Annotated in this window: 12 protein-coding genes and 1 tRNA gene; 3 read left to right on the top strand and 10 right to left on the bottom strand. The window is 45.4% G+C overall.

The genetic code is table 11. The features are described 5' to 3' along the window. Positions 1-63: 63 nt before the first annotated feature. The 9 genes from T538_RS0100645 to T538_RS18285 form a co-directional block, all read right to left on the bottom strand. On the bottom strand, positions 64-1,965 hold the full coding sequence (locus T538_RS0100645; RefSeq protein WP_031531660.1) for a transglutaminase domain-containing protein: 1,902 nt from the start codon (positions 1,963-1,965) through the stop codon (positions 64-66). Positions 1,966-1,970: 5 nt separating this feature from the next. Next, positions 1,971-3,950 carry a DUF3857 domain-containing protein gene (locus tag T538_RS0100640; RefSeq protein WP_081834811.1) on the bottom strand — a complete coding sequence of 660 codons (1,980 nt, stop codon included), beginning with the start codon at positions 3,948-3,950 and terminating at the stop codon, positions 1,971-1,973. A gap of 84 nt (positions 3,951-4,034) precedes the next feature. Then, positions 4,035-4,328, bottom strand: a complete 294-nt coding sequence (locus T538_RS0100635; protein WP_155992913.1) for a hypothetical protein — start codon at positions 4,326-4,328, stop codon at positions 4,035-4,037. A gap of 286 nt (positions 4,329-4,614) precedes the next feature. Further along, on the bottom strand, positions 4,615-5,040 hold the full coding sequence (locus T538_RS0100630) for a S24/S26 family peptidase (protein WP_031531657.1): 426 nt from the start codon (positions 5,038-5,040) through the stop codon (positions 4,615-4,617). Positions 5,041-5,046: 6 nt separating this feature from the next. After that, positions 5,047-6,171, bottom strand: a complete 1,125-nt coding sequence (locus T538_RS0100625; protein WP_031531656.1) for a nucleotidyltransferase domain-containing protein — start codon at positions 6,169-6,171, stop codon at positions 5,047-5,049. A gap of 49 nt (positions 6,172-6,220) precedes the next feature. Next, complete coding sequence (locus T538_RS18290; protein ID WP_139185243.1) at positions 6,221-6,406, bottom strand: hypothetical protein; 186 nt, start codon at positions 6,404-6,406, stop codon at positions 6,221-6,223. A gap of 66 nt (positions 6,407-6,472) precedes the next feature. Further along, complete coding sequence (locus T538_RS0100620; protein ID WP_155992911.1) at positions 6,473-7,447, bottom strand: hypothetical protein; 975 nt, start codon at positions 7,445-7,447, stop codon at positions 6,473-6,475. 535 nt (positions 7,448-7,982) lie between these two features. Continuing rightward, complete coding sequence (locus T538_RS0100615) at positions 7,983-9,341, bottom strand: hypothetical protein (RefSeq protein WP_155992909.1); 1,359 nt, start codon at positions 9,339-9,341, stop codon at positions 7,983-7,985. A gap of 115 nt (positions 9,342-9,456) precedes the next feature. Then, positions 9,457-9,621, bottom strand: coding sequence for a hypothetical protein (locus tag T538_RS18285; protein WP_155992907.1), 165 nt, complete (start codon positions 9,619-9,621; stop codon positions 9,457-9,459). Between the two features lie 481 nt (positions 9,622-10,102). On the opposite strand from T538_RS18285, the gene ruvA reads away from it, so the two are divergent. The 3 genes from ruvA (at position 10,103) to T538_RS0100595 (ending at position 18,402) form a co-directional block, all read left to right on the top strand. After that, a complete protein-coding gene (gene ruvA / locus T538_RS0100605) occupies positions 10,103-10,714 on the top strand; it encodes a Holliday junction branch migration protein RuvA (RefSeq protein WP_031531653.1) in 612 nt (203 codons plus the stop codon). Between the two features lie 19 nt (positions 10,715-10,733). Next, entirely contained in the window at positions 10,734-18,218 is a 7,485-nt protein-coding gene (gene sprA, locus T538_RS0100600; protein WP_051655772.1) for a T9SS outer membrane translocon Sov/SprA, read from the top strand. A 111-nt stretch (positions 18,219-18,329) separates the two neighbouring features. Then, a tRNA-Lys gene (locus tag T538_RS0100595) sits at positions 18,330-18,402 on the top strand. Between the two features lie 419 nt (positions 18,403-18,821). Here the strand turns inward: T538_RS0100595 and T538_RS0100590 are convergent. Then, the gene (locus T538_RS0100590; RefSeq protein WP_031531651.1) at positions 18,822-24,923 is read right to left on the bottom strand and encodes a DEAD/DEAH box helicase; all 6,102 of its coding nucleotides are present in this window, start codon (positions 24,921-24,923) and stop codon (positions 18,822-18,824) included. Between the last annotated feature and the right edge of the window lie 9 nt (positions 24,924-24,932).

Raw genomic sequence — 24,932 nt, 5'->3', positions numbered from 1 at the left:
TCAAAATTTCTCATTCAGGGGGTAAAGGTACAAATATTTTCAGAATATCAAGGACAATCGTTTTTATTTTTTCACAAGTACGATTGTTGCGCCGTATGCTTTCGACCTTTTTTCCATGTATTTAAGGAAATCGTCTTTCTTCGAGATGTCGTGTTTCCCCTTTCGGCACTCCATTGTCGAAACAACCGTGACGACGTTGCCTTGAGGCACTGCCGCGAAACTGAAACTGCCGAATTCCGACTCTTCCTTTAGCGGATTTGGCAATGCCTCAATCTTCATGTCGTCGGGGATTGAGATGCGAACCGTGTCGCAGTAACTGTACGAGTTGTCTATCACTATTGGCGATGTGCGCTCGTTGCGGAATCGCGGCGTGCCAAACGACCTGAACGGATTGCATCGGATGAACATTCTGCTGCCGTTCATCTTGCCGTACACAGCAGTCATGCTGCATTTCACAAGCAGATGCGGCTTTTCCTCTTCGTGAAAATCTTTCACTTCGACATCGGTAACGGTGGCATCGTCAAGACGAATCCAACGGCGGACTATCTTTTTCTGCTCGCCTTTGTCCTCGCGCGCCATGCCGAAAGTGCGGCTGTATCTTCTGCCAAAATGGTCGCAACTAAAGGTGAGTTTCCCGTTGCCGTCGCTGCCAATCTTGACATCTGCGCTGAGGATCTCGCGACTGTCGGATGCCGAATAATCGGGCAGACGGACGATTTTTCCGCCGTCTGGAGTAACGAGCAGGCACTCGTGTCCGGCAAGCGACGAATGAATGAAACCGAGTGGAAGCTGCGGACAGGTACAGTCCATCAGGATGAACTTGTCGTCGGGACGGACGATATACAGAACAACATGGTTCAGTTGGTGCATGTTCGGAAAGTCCTTCAGCAGATTTTCGTCCTCGGTGCTTATGACAACCTGATACGACTTTATGCCCACCTGCTTGAGCAAAGCCTGCATGTAATTTGCCAGAGCCTTGCAGTCGCCAAATCCGGTGCGGCTAACCTCGGTTGCCGACATTGGCTGCCATCCGCCCAAGCCAAGGCTTATGTTTACATATCTTGTTTTCTCGCCAAGATACTTGTACAGAGCCTTTATCTTATCCAAATCGGTCTTGCAGTCGGCGATGAGCGAGTTCACTTTTGCAATTTCTTCTTTTGGCAGAACGTCGCGGCCTTCGGCAAGTTGCCAGTACCATTTTCCGAACTCTTCCCACGACTTCAGGCTTCCGGTTGAGCCTCCTATTGAGAATTCCGACGGCTCGGCAATAACCATCGGATAGCGCATATCGTCATCGTCTATATAATCCTCGTCTACAAGATGGCGATGCGCCGGAAAAGTCCACTTGTAAGTCTTGCCCTTAGCTGTTTCCTGAACGTCGAAATTCATTTTCGACGGAGTTTCGTATTTCAGCACCTCGACCTTTGGCGATGCCGTAATCTGATAGGTTGCCTCCTGCATAGACTGATGGCTGTACTTCATCGGAGAGAATACAGGAAAATCGATGTATCCGCCGCGCGACTTCTCTGTCCATTCATATTCTATCGTAAATGGATATGACAGAATCTCGCAGTCGTAGTAAAAATGCACGTTGTCCGATGCCAGATTAGACGACACGGCGGTGGTGCGCAAATCCTTCTGCTTTATCTTAGAGATTACGTTGCCATTAGCATCGTATGCCTTTCCCGAGAACGACGACAGGTACGAGAACTTGTCATAAACACGGTGCCATCCGCTATGGTCGAGTCCTTTCTTGTTAAGAATCGTAACCACCCGGCGGAAGTGAACCGTCGACTCGCTACGCGCCGAGGCATCAACATCTACATCATAATTCCGCACCACCGAAAAGGCATTTTTCTTAAGCGAGTCGGGAATGCTCTCAACATCATACTTTACTTGCGCACAAAGCACCGCCGGCATAGCGGATGCCAGCAGTGCAAGTGCAAGAATATTTCTTTTCATCATCTGTGTTATGCTTTCTTTTTTAAGACAATCTTCAGGGAGTTGATATCGAGCAGTTCGGTCCAGAATTTCTGAAGTTCGGCATAGTCGGCTGCAAGAATGAACGAGTTGTTCACGTTGAAGTCGTAGACCGTAGTTATGAGTCGTCCCTGCTGCTTTATGTCTATTTTCGCCTCCAGTTCGCCGTCCTTGAAGGTAAGGAGTTTTCCTGCCGGAATTTCTTCTATTTCGTAATCCTCAGGAATAAGGATGCTCGACTTAATCTCGGTGTTCTGCAAGTTGCTGAACTCGATAGGCATATCGCGAGTTGGGTTTACGAAATAGTTATTGCGCTCGTCGGCAAACACCATAGGGTTTACATAAAGGCGGTCGCCGCTCTTGCCCAGCGATTTTGTGAATCGGTACTGCTCGGTCGAACTCAGTCCTGTTCCGTCAACGTTCTTCACGTTGTAAGACTGTAGTTTGCAGTCGCCCCACTTCTCAATCTTCTCTATCAGAGCCAGACTGTCTTCTGTCTCATGATACTGTTTTTTGAACATCTCGGCAAGGATGCCGGTACAAGTGTTGTTCTTTGTGCCCACAAGGTCGCCCTCAGGATTTATTCCGCATCGGATAACGGTTTTTGCGGCATGACCTCTGATGGCTGCCAAGTCGAACACTTGCGAATCGATGCTTGTAATTCCGGTTTCGTACAGAACGCCCTCGGCAAGTAGGTTGAGCGGAAGCACGTTAACATCACCATACTCGGCAGAACAGTCGGCAAAGAACAAAGCGCCTTTCTCGTCGGAGAAGGCAACGACGAAAGTATGCAACTTGTCTATTGAAGGATAAGTAACCGGCAGTCGTCCGCGGTCGCGAAGGCAAAGCAGAAGCGGAGTGCAGGTTATTCCAGCCTCGCGCAACATGCTCATGTAAATAAAGTTAAGTTCGGCATTCGAGCCTTTTCCGTTCTTCACAGCCTTGTTTGGGTTGTCGGCAACGAGTTTGTAGTCGCCGTTCCACTTCAGTTTCTTCTGAATAAAGCCGAAGAGCACGCTCGCCTTCTTTGTTGCCGACATTCCGTCGAGCCCGAGTTGCTTCATCTCCTCAGAATACGGATTCTTCAGAGAGAGGCATTTCCGGTATCCGCCTTCCTCGGCAAGGGTCTTTCTTACACTGTTCCACGATGATGTATAGTCTTTGTACACGGCTCCCGGAATGTCAATTCCGTAGAGTTCGAATGACAAGTTGTGCGAGTAGGTCTTAGGACACCACACAAATCCCTCGTCCTTTATAGCCTTCAGGTTCTCGGCCTCGGTGGTTACCCTCTCGCCAGTAGTCTTCAGCACGTTTCCCTGTACGTTGAACACCATGTCGACTGGCTTTCTGGTTGTGTTTGAATGTTGAAAACCTTTCTCCTCGATGTGAAACTTGAAATACTGCGGAATAGTAACGGTATAGAACGAATACTGAACGGGATATTCCTGCTGAGAATACCATGTGTCGATGTTATGGTAGCCTTCCGATATGTGGGTGTACTTATATTCGATGATTGTTCCAACCTTCACGTCGGGAATAGAGAACTTCATTCGCTCGGAATTCTCGTTCACCGTCTCCTTGAAGACGTATTTCGACGGCATCGAAGTCTTTACCACCTTGCCGTCTACAAGATTGTATGCCGTTGCCGACAGATTCTGTATGCGGTCGTTCTCTGTAACTGGGCGTTTTGAGTTGTAATAATACCTAATCGCCACGTTAGCAGCGTCCTTGCCGTCGTCCTTCAGAACTCTGATTCGTGTTTTCAGTTCTGTCTTAATGTAGAAGTGTCCTTCAGCATAGTAGTACTCAGTTTCGCCGATACGGTAGATATACTCGGCTGCAGCAGAACTGTCGATGGCACAGACCGTAGTCTTGAAGTCGGCAACATCGACTTTGGCAAACTTTTTCTGTGCATGGGCACAAAGGCTTCCCGTCAGAAGAAGTGTCATTAGTGAAATACCTGTTTTCATAAATTGAATGAATTAACTTTTTGGATTGAATTATTACTTGTTTTTGGATTTTATATTGAATGATGGGGATAATTTGCAGCAAAACTAATCGCTATTGTCATATATACAACATTGTATATTCATATCTGTTTTATCATCGATAAGTTTCGATAAATCAGAGAGTTTACTTTCTTTTCCGTTTATTTCACCATCATATTTAACGGCTTCACCGAGAAAATTGAGCGGAAGTTCGTTGGCACGGCAATATTCGGCAGAAGAATCTGCGCAATAAGCCGTCGTCGCAAAGTCGGCAGCACCAGCCTCGGCAAACAGATTCCGCGAATAGGCAGTTGTACAGCACACAGCGACCAATGCCACAAATGCGACTGTTGTTGTCATGATAATAGAATTAAAATGCTTTTTAGCCTTAATGATCATATCTCGTTTTCAAAAAACATTGCTAAAATACATTTTTATTGGCAACTGTACAAGAAAAAGGATAGTTTTTTTGCCAAGGGGAAATCATTACTCGTATTACAGTAAGTAAAAGAAAAACAAATCCCCTATTCTGCCAACCAATCATATCAAAAAAAGATTATACAAGCATGTATGAAAACGCGTTCCGCCTCTCTTTCCAAAGTCTGAAAGAAAAGCGGAACACGCTGCACTAATCCGTTCTTTTGATTCATAGCCGTTTGTATATTGCCAACAGATATTTCCTTATCGGAAGCAGCCAGTACCACAGTTTTACGGCAAGTCGCCGCCATCTGCCATACAGATAATGCTTTTTGGCAGACGAATCTACAACGTGGGTAGCCACGGCTTTTACATCGGCTGCCGAGCAATGCTCTATGGCTATGAGGTTGCCGTCGCCCATCAGAAAGAGGTCTTCGCCGTCTATGCGTACAACGCGATGCACTACGTATTTGCAGTCGTCTACCCATGCCAGAACCACATCGCCCACCTTTGTCTGTGCCGGTTTTTGCAGAACAACGCAGTCGCGCTCCCCAACTATGAAGGGCAGCATACTCCACCCCGTTACTGGCAGCGTAACTGTAACGCCTTCGTTTACCAGTCTTATTGTTTCTTCTATGATATTGTCACAAGCCATTACGCGCTATAAGTTCTGTACGTTTCTCAAGAATATGCTTCTGTGTTTCAGACGCTCTGGAATTGAGCTTAGGATATATTTCCAAAATTGCAGTTCCATGTTCATACATCCTACAAAGTCAAAGGGGATGCCTCGCAGATTCCGAAGTCTTGAATCCAGCACCTCCATCCAGATGTTGCTATATTGTTCCTGCTCTTCATATCTTCCGAAATTGCCGCCTTTCATTATCATGCCATGCATATATTTTCCAAGACTGCGATTGGGTTTGCACAGCATTTTGTCGGATTCGAGACCGATTTTTTCTTTTAAAATCCACATCAAAGCACCTGCCGTATTCTGCAACCCGAAGGGGCGAAGCAGAGACGATACGCAATTCCGTTCCTCGGCTGTAGAATTTTGCAGCAGCCAATAGTAGTCTATCACTTGGCGCAATCCCACACCAGCCATTAACACATGCTGCATTATATGAGCCATTTGCATTACAAGGGCGAAAAGCACAGAAGGCGAATAGAAACCGCTCTCGGTCAGAGTAAGATTGTTTATTTCCCGTTCCTGCCAACGCAACAGTCTTTCGTTTGTCTTTGGGTTATGGGTTCCTGCCGAAGGCTGGAAATGCGCTTCTATATCCACCCCATTCTCCTGATAATGTGCATGGTGGCTATGAGCGGTTTCCTCGGCATCATACTCTTTTCCCATACTACCCAACAGACTCAGCACCTTTTCTTTTCCGCCTTCAACCCAAATGTCTATGTCGCCGGGCTGACGGCAGAATTTGTCGGGATAGAGGCGTGCGTTTGCCTGCCCTTTCAGGATTGCTGTTTTGCAGCCTTGCTCGGCAAAAAGGCGTGTTAGGCGCGCTGCCTCGCTGTTAAGTTTCTCGTTCAGTCTGCGGATGTTATCAGCATCGTAAGCCCATTGCATCAGCACGTCGAAAGGCGGTTTTTTGTCCTCGGAAAGCGATTTAACACCATTGTATAATATACCGACAAGTGTCTGACGCTCAGCCTCATCATACATCCACATCCAATCATCGTCACTTAAATCTACTGAAAAGTCCTGCGTCTGACCTAATGCCAGGCGCAGGAGCATATAGAATTTTTCGGTGCGACAGATTTGCTTAGTGTCTTTCATTTAACAAGTCTTTTTCTGATTAACACTCTGTTATCTGTTTCACAGGCACTTAATCAACCTGCCAATGCCATATCTTTGCTGAAGGATTACTACCACCAGAAGAAGGATTAGGATTAACACACTTTTTTGCACTTCCACTCAGCAAATGAGCCTCGTGCTGCAACTTAACCACTCTCATCGCTGGCTTGTTGTAGCCCTTCTTAGACATATCTATTGTACGAATTACATTTTTCATATCTTTCCGTTTTAAGATTTTCGTATGTTATTATCTCACCTAAGCATTAAGAACCGTTGCCTATTATCACTTAACAACGACCTTCTTGCCATTGTGGATGTAAACACCGCTCTTTGTAGGCTCGGCAGGCAACTTTATGCCGTCGATAGTAAACCAGCCTTCGAAGATGATTTCGCCAGTGTCTTTTGATATTGTGCCTATGTTGGTAACCTGACCGTCGGCATCGCGCAATACAACTGAAATATTTGTAGGCAAACTGTTGCCTGACGAGCGTGTATACTTCTTCGTATCATTATTTGCTGGGCAATTCTCATCACCAACAAACTGAAGATATGCACGCAAAGGATAAATGAAAGCACTTCCGCTTTTAGAGCCATCACCCGAACACTTTACAAATTCACCAGCTGCAACAGATTCTCCTGTTCCAATCGACGTGCCACCATTTGCAGCAAATCCATAATAGTCACCAACTTCAATATTATCATGGTCAAATTCCAAGGCATCTGTAGATATAGAAGCGTCAGCCCAACGTACTGTTTTGTATGTACCTACAAAAGCCCAGCAATCGCATGTTACTATTGCATCACCCGTATAATAATGAACCTCGCTGCCATGCAAGTCAAATTCAAGTTTAGTTGCTGTTGGGACAATTATATAAGGGGTGTTTCTTTCCAGATTATTTGCATCAACAGATGTCATAGATGCCACCCACTGCCCTTTAGTTTCGTCATAATCTACACATGCAAACTGATAGAAATTTCCTCCTGTTACAGTCATACCACTTGTAGGGAATGGTAATACAATAGTAGCCGGCACACCTATTTTGAACTCACGTTTACAATCAATCGCAGACAACATTGCGCCTATAAATGCATCCATATGTACATCGGACTCTGTATCACCATGGATAGTAGCCTTATACGGATTCGGTCCACTACATTCAATGGTATTCTGTGCCCATGCTCCGGCAGAGAATATGGCTGCGAACATCAGCATAGCTGCGCGTGCCGAAAACATTTTTAGTGTTCTACTTTTTTTCATAATAACATATTATTTGGGTTAATAAAATAGTATCAGCGTGAAAAGTTCAGCAAAAAATTCCTCAAAATATTCATCTGCAGTTAAAAATCATGCCTTAAATAATAAAACGTGGCTAAATTACACATATTCTTTCTATTAGACAAAGGAAAAATAACATTTTATTTTGCAAAACGTAAATTTTCCATCATTTTCTAAACATTTGAAAAAAACAAATATTTAATGGACAATTCAAAATTCACAATTGACAATAGGGTAAGTTGAAAATTCGGAAAAAATGGAACGCAGAAAACCCAAACGAATCCCGAAGGCATCCCGAAGAAATAGCCACAAATCTTCGTTCTGCCGAATTTCCGAACTGACGTATTTTTTTGATAGCGACAAACAGACTGAGGTCTTCGATTTTAAGTTTTAGCAGTTAGGAAAGAAAGGAGGGCGGCTTCTTTCGCCGTGGCGAAAGTGCCGTCCTCCTTGGGCGTTAGTTTTTCCAAGCCGCTGACGCGGCTAAATCAGATATTTTGGAAAATGGAGAAACCATTTAGAAAGCAATGACAGAGCGAACGTCGCCAAAATCCTTCTTCGGCTTATCATTAAGCATACCACTCCTGAAACCAAAATACCACGCAGTGGTTTCACTGGTTGCTGTACTTGTACAATAGGCTCTATCTACAAAACCAGTACCACCTGCACCGGTAATGATACTATTCAAGTTAGTATATGCGTAATCAGGGTTAGCATCAACTGAGAGTTCTGTAGTAACTGCAGTACCTTTTTTCTTGGTTGCAAGTCCCTGACAAACCTTTTCTAACTGGGCTACAGACGGCAAGAACCAGCCACTGGTGCCGCCTGGAACCACGGTGCCGTTATTGCTCTCAGCAACACTTGCGGCATCGTTCCAAACAACGCGGCCACCGGTGTAGTCTCTCATGCCAATAGCAAGACCTCTGTACCACCCAACTCCTGCGTCTTTTGGATTGCCTACGTATGAAATTATTGCAACTGCTGTGGTGTTTACCGCTGTAGCAATGGTTGTATTGTCGTAGACTTTACCGTCGATAGCAATCACCCTGCCAACGTCATTGGCAGTAGCTTCTGTAAAAGGAATAATAGGAGTCATCCTCCAACTTACACTATAGCCATTGCCAGAGGCGTAGGTCTTTTCAGTCAATAGCTTAACATACTCCTTTGAGCCACCGGTGGTTGTAACCAGAACGTTCTTTGAAGCTATAGGCTTAATAGCAACATAGATAGGACCTGCAGCAGCCGAACGGGTTACTGTATAAGTATCCTCATCTGCCTTAACTGTTACATCAGTAACGTTACCAGTAATTTCGTTGGCTCCATCGCTGTCCTTGAGGGTAAGAGCAAGGATGGCGAGCTGGTTTTCGAGCGTACAACTTGGAAGATTTTCGCCTAGCCACTCTCCTTTATAAGTAGCCAAGTCAAGATTGCTGGCAAGGCTTGCCAGAGTACCGTCCTGATTAGCAAGGGCATCGTAGTTGATGGATCCGTCAGCCCTCGCCATAAATGCAGGATAAATGTAAGTTACATCTATCGACTTGTCAGGTGTTTCAAGGTCGAAGGTAAATGATGCACTTGTGCCGGCATCCTTGATATCGTCTGCTTTGAGGGCACGGCTCACAGCCTTTACCATGCCACTTCCGTTGCTGTAAACAATAGCCATCTGCTCGCCAACGGCAAATGTCTTAACGCCTTCGCCAGTCAATGCACGCGTTGTTGCGCCGGCGTCGAGTGCAACGTTGGTGGTCATGGTTACAACCTTTTTACTTGTGTTCTCAAGCTGCTGCGACTTGTCGATGGCGCTGTCGTCATCGTTTGAACAGCCAGTCATTACTGCGCCCACGAATGCGAGGGCTACAATACTAAGAAATCTCATTGTCTTTTTCATTGTCTTGATTTTTTTAAACTTCAAATTGCTCATGCACGACAAAGACAAGCACGCCTTATTAAGTCATCGTGTAATCACAATTTTACTTGCGTTTGCGGGTTCGTTACTCTTCAGTAGGAGTATTCCAGATGTAGTTTTTCGTACCAGTTCCATTGCCGGAACCAGATGTACTATAACTGCCAGCCAAAAGATGGCTGTGGTGCTGTAACTTAACGACCTTCATCGCCGGTTTACGATACCCCTTTCTTTTAATGTTTACTCTTTTCATAATTCTCACTTTTAAAGTTAATAAATATAAAGCAAAATCGAAATTCTTTTTTATGCAAGAACATAGTTTTTTCTCTCCGCAACAACTAAAGCAGATGCCACCACGCACAGCATAGCTGTACGTTTAGACATAAAAACTATCTCTATTTTAATAGTATCAGCGTGAAAAGTTCAGCAAAAAAATTCTTCCAAATATTCATCATCGTTAAATGTTCATGCCCTTAAACTGAAAAACGTGGCTAAAGTACATATATTCTAACAATTATCCAAGAAACGGATAGTTTTTTTTTGGAAATGATAATTTTTATCACGACTTTCTAAAAAAAAGTAAAAATCATAAAGTTTTTTTCGGCACATTTTTACTCTAAAAAAGTTCGAATATCATGGCGCAAAAATCAGCATTTTTCTACCCAAAGAAATCATCATACACAATATATAAAGAAAAAGAGCGTTGAGTATATATTATTTATAATATTACACACATGATTGAATTTGTTAGAGGCACACTCGACGAACTGACTCCGGCAACTGCCGTGATTGACTGCAACGGCGTTGGTTATCTGCTTAATATATCGCTAAATACATTCTCTGCCATTCAGGGAAAGAAGGATGCAAAACTATACGTCTACGAGGCTATCCGCGAAGATGCCTACGTTCTGTACGGATTTGCCACAAAAAGCGAGCGCGAGCTGTTCCTGCTGCTCATCTCGGTTTCGGGCATTGGCGGCAACTCGGCACGAATGATTCTGTCGGCATTCACTCCGGCCGAACTGTGCGACACCATAACCACCGAGAACGACAAGGTTCTGAAGGGCGTAAAAGGCATAGGACTGAAAACGGCACAACGAATAATTGTTGAACTGAAGGACAAGGTGGGCAACATTGCCAACACCAACGGAATAAGCACCACGGCATCGGCAGACTCGGCCGTAAGCAGCAAGACGAAGGAGACGCGCGAAGAGGCTGTGAGCGCGCTCACCATGCTCGGCTTCGCCCCTGCCCCAACAAGCAAGGCGGTGAACGAGTTGCTGAAGGAAAATCCCGACTACACCGTGCAGGAGGTTATAAAGATGGCATTGAAGATGCTGAAATAATCTTGACAAACATTTTTTGATGATTGGCTTTAGACAATGGAACAAGGCTGCCGTCCTTTCTGCTCTGGTGTCGCTGGCTTCTGCCAACTGGGCAATTAACATCCTCACACCAGAGGCAAGGATAAAGACCGCCTTAAACAACGAAATAAATTCTGAATACAAAGCTCAGGCAGATTCAGACAGTCTTGCTCACCCTCGCTTTGGGGTGAGCAAGACTGTTGCTATGGAGCAGGACGAACTGAAAGAGAACACATCGGACCTGAAATCGCCCGACAACCTTAAAACCGAAGCCGAATACAACGAGAAGGGCAACTACTACCGCGTAGGAAACAAACTCGGAAACAATTTCCTGAACACGCCGTTCATAATGTCGGTAAACGAATACGGACAATGGCGCGAGAAGCAGGCAATGCGCGCCTTCTTCAAGCAGAAGAACGACTCGGCTTTCGTGGCTAAGGGCAAGGACAAGTTCGACTTCAGCGACATGCACTTCGACCTTGGTCCGGCCGAGAAGATTTTCGGCAAGGGCGGCGTGCAGATTAAGACTCAGGGTTCGGCTGAGATAAAACTCGGCGGAAACTACAAGAACACCGAGAATCCGAGTCTGCCGCTGAGAAGCCGGCGCACGTTCGGCTTCGACTTCGACGAAAAAATAAATCTCTCGCTCAACGGAAAGGTGGGCGACAAGATGAAGATGAACCTCAACTACAACACCGATGCCACGTTCGACTTCGACACAAAGAAAATCAAACTCCAGTACGAGGGCAAGGAGGACGAGATAATAAAACTTCTCGAAGGTGGAAACGTGAGTTTTCCTTCGAACAACTCGCTCATATCGGGCGCATCGTCGCTCTTCGGAATACGCGCCGACATGCAGTTCGGCAAACTGAAGTTGCAGACCGTGGTTTCGCAGAAGAACTCTACTTCGAAATCGGTTTCGTCGAAAGGCGGAGCACAGACAACACCGTTCGAGTTCTCGGCCGACAACTACGACGAGAACCGCCACTTCTTCCTTGCGCAATACTTCCGCGACACATACAACGCCAACATGGCAAAACTGCCTAACATCATGTCGGGCATAAACATAACGCGCGTAGAGGTGTGGGTTACTAACAAAAACGGCAGTTACACAAGTCCGCGCAACATCGTGGCTTTCACCGACTTGGGCGAAGGCAGACATCTTAGCAACCCAAACTGGGGCGGCGGCTCGGCAAACCCAAGCAACACAAGCAACACGCTCTACTCTACCGTTTCGCAGATTCAGACGGCACGAGACATTGAACAGGTAAGCACCACGCTCGACGGATTCAACAATCTGGAGGGCGGCGTGGACTACGAAAAGATAGAGAACGCCCGAATGTTAACTTCGTCGGAATACACGCTGAACAGCAACTTCGGCTTCATCTCGCTGAAGAGCACTCTCCAGACCGACCAAGTGCTTGCCGTTGCGTTCGAATACACCTACGGCGGACAGACGTATCAGGTGGGCGAATTCTCTACCGACATAAAAGACTCAAACTCTGCCCTTCTCGTAAAACTTCTGAAGAGCACCAGCAACTCGCCAAAATCGGGCACATGGAAACTGATGATGCGCAACGTCTACTCGCTCGGCGCATACTCAATGCAGAAAGAGAAATTCCGCCTCGACATAAAGATTCAGAGCGATACCACCGGAATTTACTCAAACTACCTGCCCGAAATAGAATTCAAGGACAAGACTCTGCTGCGTCTGCTGGGCTGCGACCGTCTGGACAACAGCAACAAAAGCAATCCTAACGGTTATTTCGACTATATCGAGGGCTACACCGTAAACTCATCAACCGGACGAGTATACTTTCCGGTGGTCGAGCCTTTCGGCGATGACCTGAAAAACGCAATCATTAAGGGCGGAGCATCCGAAGCCACCGCCAACAAATACTGCTTCAGCGAACTGTACGACAGCACCAAGACCGTTGCCAAGCAGATTGCCGAGAAAAACAAGTTCATGCTTGCCGGACAGTACAAAGCCTCATCGGGCAGCGAGATTCAACTGGGCAGCATGAACATTCCGCAAGGCTCGGTGGTTGTAACGGCAGGCGGAGTAACGCTTACCGAGAACACCGACTATACGGTAGACTACGGTCTGGGCGTGGTTACAATCATAAACCAGAGCATAATCGACGCCGGAACATCGGTAAACGTGAGCCTCGAAAGCAACACGGAATACAGCCTTCAGCGCAAGACGATGCTTGGCATGAACTGGGAATACACGTTCAACAAAGACTTCATCATAGGCGGTACGTTGCAGCACATGAGCGAGAAGCCGCTCACAACAAAGGTGAGCATGAGCGAAGAACCGCTCAACAACTCGGTTGTGGGCTTCAACGTGTCGTACAAGAAAGAGAGCCAGTGGCTCACGAATATGATTGACAAACTTCCGTTCGTAAACACATCGGCACCGTCGTCGATAAACTTCACGGGCGAGTATGCCCGACTGTTTGCCGGCAGTCCGAGCGGAACGCAGGGCGGCGCATCGTATATCGACGACTTTGAGTACACAAAGAACGGCATAGACATACGCACGCCAACGGCATGGAGCATCTGTAGCACTCCGTCGGATTTCGAGGAGAGCAAACTGAGCAACGACGTGCGCTACGGATTCAACCGCGCCGCGCTGAGTTGGTATTACATCGACCCTCTGTTTACGCGCCGCAGTTCGTCGCTCACGCCAAGTTACATCAAGAGCGACACTAAGCAACTGAGCAACCACTATGTGCGCGAGGTGTACGAACGCGAAATCTATCCGAACAAGGATACAAACGTGGGCGAGACAACAACGCTCTCAATCCTCAACCTCGCCTACTATCCTTCGGAGAGAGGTCCGTACAACCTCGACCCCGACCTGACTTACGAAGGCAAACTGAACAATCCGTCGAAGAGATGGGGCGGAATGATGCGAAAACTCGACACTAACGACTTCGAGACATCGAACATCGAATATGTTGAGTTCTGGATGCTCGACCCATTCATCTACAACACCGACGGAAGCAACCGGGGCGGCGACTTCTACCTTAACCTCGGCGAGATTAGCGAGGATATTCTGAAAGACGGAAAGAAGGGCTACGAGAGCGGTCTGCCGATAAGCGATGCCGACAAGAACTACAGCGAAACGGCGTGGGGACGCGTTCCGAACACATCGACAAGCGTGGTGTATGCCTTCAACTCTACCGCCGGAGCAAGAACAAAGCAGGATGTAGGCTTCAACGGACTAAGCGACGACGATGAGAGGCTCTACCCTGCCTACAAGGCTTACCTCGACGAGATTCGCGGCAAGGTAAGTCCTGCGGTTTACGACTCTATTTACAGCGACCCTGCAAACGACGACTATCACTACTTCCGCGGAAGCGACTACGACAGTCAGCGCGTGGGCATCCTCGACCGCTACCGCCGCATAAACAACCCGTCGGGCAACTCGCCTGAATCGGGCACCAACGGCGAGAAGTACGACACGGCATACAAGAGCGTGCCTGATACCGAGGATAAGAACTCTGACTACACAATGAACGAATATGAGAAGTATTTCCAGTATCACATAAGCATCCGTCCCGAAGACATGGTTGTAGGCCGCAACTTTATCGTAGACAAGCGCGCCGCCATCTGCAAGGACGACACAAAGGATGTTTACTGGTATCAGTTCCGCGTTCCGGTTGACGAATACGAGAAGATTGTGGGCAACATAAGCGACTTCTCGAGCATACGCTTTGCCCGAATGTTCCTGACGGGATTCGAGCAGCCGATAATACTTCGCTTTGCAACGCTCGACCTTGTGCGAAGCGACTGGCGAACCTACGACCAGAAACTCTACACCGCCGATGCTCCTGCAACAAACGCTACCCTGCTGATGAGCGCGGTAAACATCGAGGAGAACAACGACAAGACTCCTGTAAACTATGTTCTTCCTCCGGGAATAAGCCGTGTGCTCGACCCAAGCCAGAGCCAACTTACGCAGAACAACGAGCAGGCTCTGAGCCTCGTTGTAAAGAATCTGTCGAGCGGCGATGCCCGCGCCGTTTACAAAGGCACAAACATCGACCTTCGCCAATACAAGCGCATACAGATGTACGCTCATGCCAACGCCCTCGAAAACGACATCACAAATCTGACAGACAACCAGATAAGTATGTTCGTACGCCTTGGCTCTGACTACAAGAACAACTACTACGAATACGAGATTCCACTCGTCCTCACTCCCGAAGGTAAGTACCACGAGGAGAGCGGACGCACATCGGTATGGCCGGATGCCAACTACATGGACGTTGAGTTCAGCAAATTCACCAAGATAAAGAAGGCCCGCAACAAAGCCCGTAACGACGGAAGCGTGAACTTCAACAACCTTTACAGCGAGTACGACCCCGAACACCCAAACAACAAGATAAGCATAATGGGTAACCCTACGCTGGGCGAGATTAAGACAATAATGATTGGTCTGCGCAATAACAGCCGCGAGGTAAAGAGTGCCGAGGTATGGGTAAACGAACTACGCCTGAAAGGCACGGAAAACGAAGGCGGATGGGCTGCACAGGGCAATCTGAGTATGCAACTTGCCGACCTTGGCTCGGTATCGCTGCAAGGACACTACGAGAGCGCAGGCTACGGCGGACTGGAGCAGACGCTTGCCGAACGACGCACGGACGACTACTTCCAGTATGCCGTTACAACATCGTTCGAGCTGGGCAAACTCGTTCCTGAGAAGGTGAAACTGAGTATGCCGCTCTACTACTCGTTCACAAAGGAGAGAACAACGCCGAAGTACAATCCGTTCGATACGGACATGCTTCTGAAAGACTCGTACGCACTCTGCGCCGACAAGCAGGAGAAGGACTCGCTCGAACATCTCACCACGACGATTTCAACCTTCAGCAACCTGAGTTTCAGCAACGTCAAGTTCAACATAGCAAGCAAGAACCCTATGCCTTACGACCCAGCCAACTTCTCGTTCAGTTTCAGCCGAAGCATGAAGTACAACAGCGGCGAGAGCACCGACTGGGAGAAGGAACTCGACTGGAAGGGACTCATCAGCTACAACTACGCGCCAAGCTACAAGCCTTGGCAACCGTTCAGCAAGATAAAGAGCAAGAGCAAGTGGTACAGAATTCTGAAGGAATTCAACCTTAACTACCTGCCTCAGAGCATCTCTGTCTCATCCGACATCAGCCGCCACTACTACGAGCTGCAGGAGCGCGACATCGAGGCTCTCACCGCCGGCGAACGCAGCAATCTGCCTATCAGCTTTGCCGACCAGTTCCTGTTTAACCGCGAGATGAACGTGCGATGGGACTTGACGAAGAATCTTCACATGAACCTAACCACCGCCACTCATGCCGAGATTGAAGAGCCGTACGTTGCGGTTAACAAGGACCTATATCCCGATGAGTACACGGCTTGGAAGGACTCGGTAAAGACGAGCATCATGCATTGGGGTCGTCCGCTCGACTATCAGCAGACATTCACGGCAAGTTTCCAGAGTCCGCTGAACAAGCTGCCTTGCTTCGACTGGATAAATGCCGACGCAAGCTACAACTCGTCGTACAACTGGGAGCGCGGCACCGAGGACGAGGACGGCAACAGTTACGGCAACACCATTAACATGCAGCGCACCATTAACATGAACGGAAAACTGAACTTCGAGACTCTCTACAACAAAATTCCGTTCCTGAAAGAGGTGAACCAGAAGTTCGCACGCATACAGCGCAAAAGCAACAATCAGCCAAAGAAGAAGGGCAACGCACCTGCGGCAAGCAAGCCGGGCAATTCAAAGAGGTTTACCAAAGAGGTTACGCTGTCTAAAAACAAGCCGCTGACTCTGCTGCACAACCGCAAGAGCAAACGCCTCATCGTAACAGCCACCACAAAGGACGGCAAGGAATATCCTATAAAATACAAGGTAGTAAACGAGAACAAGATTGACATTACGAACAACGACTCGGTAAGGGTAAAGGTTTCGGTTACTGCCAAAGAGCCTCTCGAGAACAAGGCGTGGTTCAAGACGGCGCAGTATGTGGCACGCGGCCTGATGATGGTACGCAACGCAAGCATCAGTTACCGCAACACCTACGCCATGTCGCTTCCGGGATTTGCCCCTGAGGTGGGCGACTTCTTCGGACAGCGCAAGGGCGACATCATGGCGCCGGGTATGGGCTTTGCCTTCGGAATGGTGGGCGACGGATACATTCAGAGAGCGCACGACAACGGCTGGCTGATGGGCAACGACAGTCTGTCATCGCCTGCAACGACAAACCTTAGCGAAGACCTTCAGATTAAGGTAACGCTCGAGCCTGTGCGCGAGTTCAAGATAGACCTTAACGCAAGCCGAACGGTGAGCCGCGCACGAAGCATAGAATATATGTACAGCGGAATGCCCGAGACACGAAGCGGAACGCTCAACATGACCATCGTGTCGCTGAAATCGGCCTTCGCAAGCAGCGGAAACGTAAACAACGGATATTACAGCGCAACGTTCAACCAGTTCCTAAACAACCTCGATATCATCCAGAAGCGAATAGAGGCGCGATATGCGGGGGCTACATATCCTAACGGAACATCGCTGGCGGGACAGACGTTCGATGCCAACAACGGAACGGTGAACAAATATTCTGCCGACGTAATGATTCCGGCGTTCCTCTCGGCCTACAGCAAGGGCAACGCCATGACGTCGCCACTCGATATCTTCCCTACCCTGAGCCAGATGATGCCAAACTGGAAGTTCACCTACTCGGGCTTGGGCAAGCTGAGCTTCTTCAGAAGGTACTTCAAGAGCGTTAACATCACTCACGGATACAAGAGCATCTTCAGCATCGGAAGTTACAACACGTTCTCTACCTTCCAGCAGTACATGGGCGACAATATGGGCTTCGTTACCGATGTGGCAACGGGAAACCCTGTTCCGAGCAGCATGTTCGACGTGAGCACATGCTCTATCAACGAGTCGTTCTCGCCTCTCATCGGACTGAACGTAACGCTGCACAACAATCTTACGGCAAAGGTCGAGATGAAGAAGACGCGCATACTTAACCTTAGCATGGCTTCGACCCAGATTGTGGAGACTACGAGCGACGACCTCGTGTTTGGCGCAGGCTACAAGATTGTGGACTTCAAGTTCTTCGGAGGTCACAAGGTGATGAAGGACAAGAAGAGCAAGAAAAAGGATTCGGGCAACAGCGAAGAGAGCACCGCGCCGGCAAAGAAGAGCCGCAACCGCGTGAGCACAGACCTTAACATTCGTGCCGACTTCTCGCTGCGCTCACAAAACGCACTCTGCCGAAACATCAGCACGGCTCTGACAACAGCCAACAGCGGAAGCAAGGCGATAAAACTGAGCATAAGCGCAGACTACACGTTCAACCGTCTGCTAACGATGAGCGCGTATTACGACCGCCAGCGAAACGTGCCGCTAATAAGCACAACGGCATATCCAACCACAACGGTCGATTTTGGTCTGAGCATGAAGTTCTCGCTCACCCGATAAGGGCTTTTTGCGAGGAAAATGCAGAAAATGCAATATTTTCCTTATTTTTCTCGCAAAAAGTTTTGGAGATTTCAAAATTCCTTGTATCTTTGCACCCGCAAACAAGGAAATGCGTTCTTAGCTCAGTTGGTAGAGCAACTGACTCTTAATCAGTGGGTCCAGGGTTCGATCCCCTGAGAGCGTACAAAAAGAAGGTTGATTTTTAATCAGCCTTCTTTTTTTGTTTTTACCGCGGCATTTTCTGCCTTTGCAGAATCCGTTGAATCCGTTATTGCACAGTCATATTTCCAAAATCAGTTATTAAACCCAAATCGGTCATTAGAAGTAAATAAATCCGTGGTTTAGTTCGTAAATTTCTAAAAAATCAGTTATTTGTGAAGTCGATTTTCTAATGGCGGTCATTAAAAAATAATTTATAGAACGTTCTTTTTCAAACAGTTACGAATGCGACCACGAAAATAGCCAACCAAATGACCAATTTGGAGTGAAAAATGCATAGGGCTTACCTCCCTTAAAAAAGAATCCGCAATGTCTGTTTATGGCAATGCAGATTCTTTTTTTTATCCATTTTCAACTTTTACCAGACATCGGTATGCCTGAATATTACAATTCCACATCATTATCATCCTCTGTTTTAATCTGTTGAGGAGCAATAGTACGAGAGGAATTCAGCTTTGACGCTTTTATTCTATTCAGTCGCTTTACCCCAGAGCATGTATGGGCAACTATACTATCGTCTTTATCTTCTGTCATATCTGATCTTAGGATCTTAAAGGTATTAAACATGTGTAAACCATCATACTGTTCTGTAATATTCTCAAGTAGCTTTTTCCTATTCCACAAAGGATGATAGAAAACAGTACAAGCCCCATCTTTGAACCAATAATACTGCTCATTCGACTCTGGAGCAAAGTTATACTTTTGGGCACATTCATGTATAATATAGTTCCAATCCGACATTTCCTCGTATCTACCACGAGTTGACGCATCAAAACCAAAATCATAAGTCTCGTCCAACATCAAACGCAATAATCCAACACCTAATCTCCAATCAAGCACATGATGAAATCCTCTATTACTATATGTTAAAAGGCACTTTTGACATGCTGTCAGACAGTTTCTCATATGTTTCTCCGAAATCAAGGATTGCATGAAACTCTTATCCTTCGAAGTCTTATCAGAGTCAAATGAATCGAAATTGATGATGCTTCTGATCAATTCTTCCAATTTACCATCTTGGTATAGGTAACTTACAATACCAGCACCATTAGGAAGCGCATCACTTAGATACAAAGATGGATATTCAAACTTATCGTCAATCTTCTCACAGATTTCGATTTCGTCAGGTTGAACGTCAAGTTTGTCAGCCAAAGCCCTTTGCAGGAGGAACGCAGCTGAGTAGAATGCCGCTCTAATAGCAGATCTATTTCCTGTTTCTAATGACAGATTAAGTACAGATGGATAAGTCTTCAGCTCAAGCTTTATCATTTCAGTGATCTTCTTTGAACCCAAAGCTATATCTAAAGTGTTTTGCGGATCTTGATCTTTTCTTGAGGTCTCTGTTCTGCCATTCGTATTGTATTTATCAAAGAACATAAAGTTTGCCATTTTACCATAAGGCATTTCCAATCCATTTGCAGAATATGCACCAGTGTAGAATCTGTTATTATTACTATTTACATGCCAAACCGTAGGATCCTCGTTTAATCCCATCTCATATACAGAAATGTCTACGTTACCTACAGTTTTCTTGTTTGATGGAGCAGATGAGGAACTATTATCACGTGCAAAGATCTGGCTTTGAGTGAAGCTACTCCCCTTGTCATTATTCTCCACAGGAGTACCTGTATTACCTTTAATCTGAAGTGATCGGTAAGCTTGAGGAATCACAATAAGGCGTTGCTTGTCGGTCAATTTTATCTGATGAGATGGTACGCCAACAGGAGCCTCAATGATCTCCTTAATATTATTATCATCCTCTCCTATATTTTTAATATACGTGAGGATATACCTATCAGACAAGGCATCACCATTAGGGTTAAAGAAACTGATCTGTCCTCTGTCATTCGCTTCATCAATCATCGGTATAGTCAAACCCTCTACACGATATTTGCCCTTGTCCTTTGTTTTCTCAGAACCAGGTGCAAACTCCGATATGGCAATCTCACTTGAACGGTCAACACTCTTTACTCTTTTGAATACACTATCAAACCCATGATAGAAGTTCCTTGAATCAGATGGCATACCATACATAGGCAAGAATCCTGCTTCTGAAAGGTATTCTGCAAGTCCCTTGTCTTTATTAGATGTCTTTTTTACAGCAAAATCAATTTGACCAACCATTTTAGTTAATATCCACTCAATGATTTCTTTGATGTCCTTTTGAATCTGGTTATTAGTATTGAACTGATCAAAATAACGATGTACAATACCATTCACTGCATCTTCGTTTGATGCAAGCCAGTTTTTAAGCTCTTTTTGATTGACGCCCCAATCAGCAATACGTCCAAATTCACCTGCTGTATCCTGAAGGTCGTATTGATATGGAAGACTAAGAAATGCTTGATGCAAAACCTCTTTGACAATAACACGCTTCATTATAGCTTGCTTCATGCGTACCTCACCATTAGTGTCTTTGTATGGTGCCAATGACAATGTAGGTGTTGCAGGAATACCACCTACCATTTCATCTGTAGCCTTTTCGTAATAGTACACATCATGACTTCTACCACGGCAGAAGGTGAATGCTGTAGAATAAGCCTGTCCTCGACGACCGCCACGACCTACACGTTGCTGATAATTGTAACGTGTAGGTGGCATATTGCCTTGGAAGATAGCTTGCAAACTACCAATATCCACACCTACTTCCATGGTTGTTGTAACACAAACCATATCAATAGGCATTGTCATCTCTTTTCCAAGTTTTGTAGGATCGTTATCATCAATGAGAATGAGATCCTTAAACTCACGCAAACGTGCCTGAATGTCATCCGTCTGTCCTGATAACTCTTCTGTATGCAATCGCCTTGGAGCCCTTTTCTCCTTCAAGATGTCAAACGAAATGTAATGATCGTGTAGAGAATCTGTATCTACAGTAACCGATGGATCTAATTTCTCCATGCAGCTTGTATTTGTACAGAACCCAAAGCCCTTATTAGGATGAACTCGACCACATTTCGGACATTTCATATATTTCTCGTTCGTCATCTTCGTAAACGACAACTTTTCAAGTTCAAGAGACAGTACATTTATGTCTGTACAATATTTCTTTAAATACCTTACAAGAGCATCTCCTAAACTGTTTTCATCACCACCTCTTCTTTCACAGAATACCTTAATTGGACGTTTTACAGAACCCTTTAAGTGCTCGTAATCTACGTAAGCATTACCCTCTTCTACACTTGGATAGAGATAGTTATCACCCATTACTCGAATGAATGCATCAACAAATTCATAAACGCTTACATCTGTTGGCAATAATCTTCTTAGCGTTTGATACTCATTCGAAGCTTCAACGGCATCGGATTGAGGACTACTTATGTAACCAATACCGGCATCAAGCACACTTACTCCCATATACTTACCAAATGAGTTGGCAAATATTGCATTTTCTAATTGCTTACGGATTTGGCTTTTATATTCTTCCTTTTTAAAATGAGGATACTGTACAAGGGCAAACTTTGAAAAATCATAGGCTGTACTCCAATGGAATAATCCTTCAGCATTATCTTTCTCATACCATTGGAACTTATGAGCTTCACCAGCAGGATTAATTCCTCTTTCGAGAAGTTTTCTTACCAATGTACCATCAAAACCATTACCAATGAAATTTGATAATGGGATATTATTTTGTGAGTATTGTGATAATCCAGAGAAGTCATCATCATCAATAGCGTCAAAGATGGCATTTGTAACATCAGAGATGTCTGGTCGCAACCATTTTGACTTTACAGCTTCCCGAATTTCTTTCTTTTTAGTGCCTATTGACAATTGCTGCTTTATAAAATCAACTATATCATTGATACCTACCTCATTTACACTGTCTACAAATAGCATACGCACCATATCTCGATATTGTTCCTTCTCAATACCAAGTGCCTGTTTTGCAGCATCCTCACGGCTATCAGAGAAGCCGATAAGCTTAGCAGAATTATCATCTAACTGGTACAGCAATTCCTTACTAAGTATCTGGTTGCTACGATCAATACCAGTTCGAAAGCTTCGAATTGGAGAATTAGTATATTTACGCAACGTGTAATCCTGTAAGCAATGAGGACAAGTACAAGGGGCGGCATAAATCTTTGATGCTTTTATGTCATCTATTTCTGCGCCATTATTATTGTTAACTACTCTGTACAAGAACCCTTGGATGCCATTAGTTTTAATACTATCCATTAATGAACCCGTATTTGGAGCAAGTGATTGATCCTTTGGCGTGAACTTACCTGTAAGAGAATCAAGGTATCCAGGAACCCAATCAGCCTTACCCAAGTCTGTTCCATGTTTTCCTGTTAAGATCTCAACAACACGATCATTTGCACCAGCCTCAGGTGTTCCTTTTCTTTCTAATTCAATTTTTGTATTCAAATCTTTTGGCCAGAATATTGCATAGTCTTGATATGTCTTATTCTGAACCATAGGAGTCGGATTAAAGTTAGGTATCTGCTCCAAATTTGGGAAGTTTAGAGTCAATGACACACTTCCATCGTTTGTCTCTCTCTTTCTGTTTCCTCCAATAAATAACTGACCACAGTTCTCACAACGAAGCAATTCCAGTACTTTTCTTGCTCCCACCTCCTTTGAATTATAGCTAAGGTTCTTCACAGCAGGAACATCATCCGAAAGTGAAGGGTTAAGTTCGCCCCACAATCCCTCTACATACTTGAAGAACTTATGGAAGCGGAACCTTGGTAGCTTATGATTCTTATATATGGTATCTATATAGCCACGGAATATAAGGAATCCACGGTATGCTTCTTTATTACCAGCAAACAAGGACTCAATTAGTTGAGATTGTGATATTGGTCTTTTTGAATTGTCCGTATTTGATGGCAGACAATCATAGAAGTCCTTAAACATCTGCTCTTCATATCTCTTGCAGAACTTTTCAATCGTATCACAATCGAATTTTTCTTTTAAGAAGTTCAGAACCTTTCCTTTGCGAACATCTTCTACCTTACCTGCATTTTCTGGATCTAGTTCGATTGCCACAAAGTTCTCGTGATTGAATTCCGAGAATGATGTATAATCAATGATAACATCCTTATTCTTACCAATATAATTAGAACCTACCTGTACATTAAATACATTCTCTCCTTCTATGGTACTATAAATACCAAAGAATTCCTCCATGAATTTTTGGGTTTCTGTCTCATCACCCAAAGATGCAGAAGATGCGAGTATTTTGATCTGAGGGTTAGGTACTTTATTACCACGATCATCATCTACCACAGGTTCAAGTCCGATAGCATTATACAGCATTCTCAGTAGGCAAGCGACTTCACTACCAGCAGTTCCTCTGTACAAGTGAAGCTCATCTACAATGATATGGAACACCCTATTTTTCTTTGCCTCTTCTCGTTCAGCTTCAGGTAAGTCTTCTGCAGCTAGCCAACGTCTCGTATCATCAAACATTTTGCTTTCTGCCTTTCTCATTAGCATAATACTCAACATCGAGGTGTTGGTAATCATGATATCAGGAGCCCAATATTGCATATCCCAACGAGTAATCATCTCGCTGGTTGTCAAATCTCCACCTAATCGTGGTTCTATATAGAGAGCATCTTTCTTGTCGGGATTAGCTGCAACATATCTATTGACAAACTCAAAATGCTCGTGAATTTTGTTCAGCTGTTCCGCAACCTCCTGTTTTTTCTTTGTAAATGCTGTCTTATGGTCGGGATTATTCAGAAGGTCATAACTTTTGGGTGCTATAGTCGATCCATTATAACTTCCGAAGTAGATGCGATTGCCCTGCATCTTATTATGCATGAATGCTCGAACATCATTGCTGTCAAGAGCTTCTCGAAGTCGTGCCATTTGGTCTTCAACCAGCGCATTCATTGGATACAGGACAAGCGCCCTTATAGCTGCGGGACGTGGATCATTCAGACGTTGATTTGGAATATATTGCCTCTTTTTAGAACGTCCTTCTATTCTCCCTTCAAACCACTTTGCATGTGAGATTGCAGGCGCCCAGCTACTGCTAATATACTCCTTATAGATGTCTGCTAATAGAGGCAACATAAAAGATTCCGTCTTACCAGAACCGGTACCAGAAGTGATAACTGTATTCTTATATTTTAACGGATTACCATTTTCGTCAATTCCGGCAAAAGCCTTCTCAAGCATACCTATCTGATGACCGTATGGAATATACTTGTCCATCAGCCCTTGCATCAAGCCTTTAGCAATAAACTCCTCAAAGTATTCCCTTGCGAAAGTTTCACCACCAAAATGCCCAGAGAATCTGCTGACCAAGTCATCCATGTTCCGGAGTCCTTCAGCAGGAGAATACTCCGGAAGCACTTCAAGATAAGGCTCTTTGCTGAGGTTGTTATCTGCACGAAGAACATCCATACGCTCTTTATTAATTTCCGTGTTACTTATTTTGTATGATACCTCAAAGTAACGCGTATAGTCTTCTTCTATTTTTTCGAAAGCTCCTATTGGATCTTGCGAAAATAAATGTTCGAATTTTTTCATCGGATTATA

Origin of the sequence: Bacteroides sp. Ga6A2 (assembly GCF_000702225.1) — a bacterium.
Classification (GTDB): domain Bacteria; phylum Bacteroidota; class Bacteroidia; order Bacteroidales; family Bacteroidaceae; genus Ga6A1.
This window is presented reverse-complemented; position numbering and strand designations above follow the sequence as displayed.

Excerpts from the sequence above, each read along its gene's own strand:
- T538_RS0100640 (WP_081834811.1), bottom strand. The coding sequence starts at position 3,950 with ATGAAAACAGGTATTTCACTAATGACACTTCTTCTGACGGGAAGCCTT.
- T538_RS0100620 (WP_155992911.1), bottom strand. The coding sequence starts at position 7,447 with ATGAAAAAAAGTAGAACACTAAAAATGTTTTCGGCACGCGCAGCTATG.
- T538_RS18290 (WP_139185243.1), bottom strand. The coding sequence starts at position 6,406 with ATGAAAAATGTAATTCGTACAATAGATATGTCTAAGAAGGGCTACAAC.
- T538_RS0100630 (WP_031531657.1), bottom strand. The coding sequence starts at position 5,040 with ATGGCTTGTGACAATATCATAGAAGAAACAATAAGACTGGTAAACGAA.
- T538_RS0100645 (WP_031531660.1), bottom strand. The coding sequence starts at position 1,965 with ATGATGAAAAGAAATATTCTTGCACTTGCACTGCTGGCATCCGCTATG.
- T538_RS0100615 (WP_155992909.1), bottom strand. The coding sequence starts at position 9,341 with ATGAGATTTCTTAGTATTGTAGCCCTCGCATTCGTGGGCGCAGTAATG.
- T538_RS0100590 (WP_031531651.1), bottom strand. The coding sequence starts at position 24,923 with ATGAAAAAATTCGAACATTTATTTTCGCAAGATCCAATAGGAGCTTTC.
- T538_RS18285 (WP_155992907.1), bottom strand. The coding sequence starts at position 9,621 with ATGAAAAGAGTAAACATTAAAAGAAAGGGGTATCGTAAACCGGCGATG.
- sprA (WP_051655772.1), top strand. The coding sequence starts at position 10,734 with ATGATTGGCTTTAGACAATGGAACAAGGCTGCCGTCCTTTCTGCTCTG.
- ruvA (WP_031531653.1), top strand. The coding sequence starts at position 10,103 with ATGATTGAATTTGTTAGAGGCACACTCGACGAACTGACTCCGGCAACT.
- T538_RS0100625 (WP_031531656.1), bottom strand. The coding sequence starts at position 6,171 with ATGAAAGACACTAAGCAAATCTGTCGCACCGAAAAATTCTATATGCTC.
- T538_RS0100635 (WP_155992913.1), bottom strand. The coding sequence starts at position 4,328 with ATGACAACAACAGTCGCATTTGTGGCATTGGTCGCTGTGTGCTGTACA.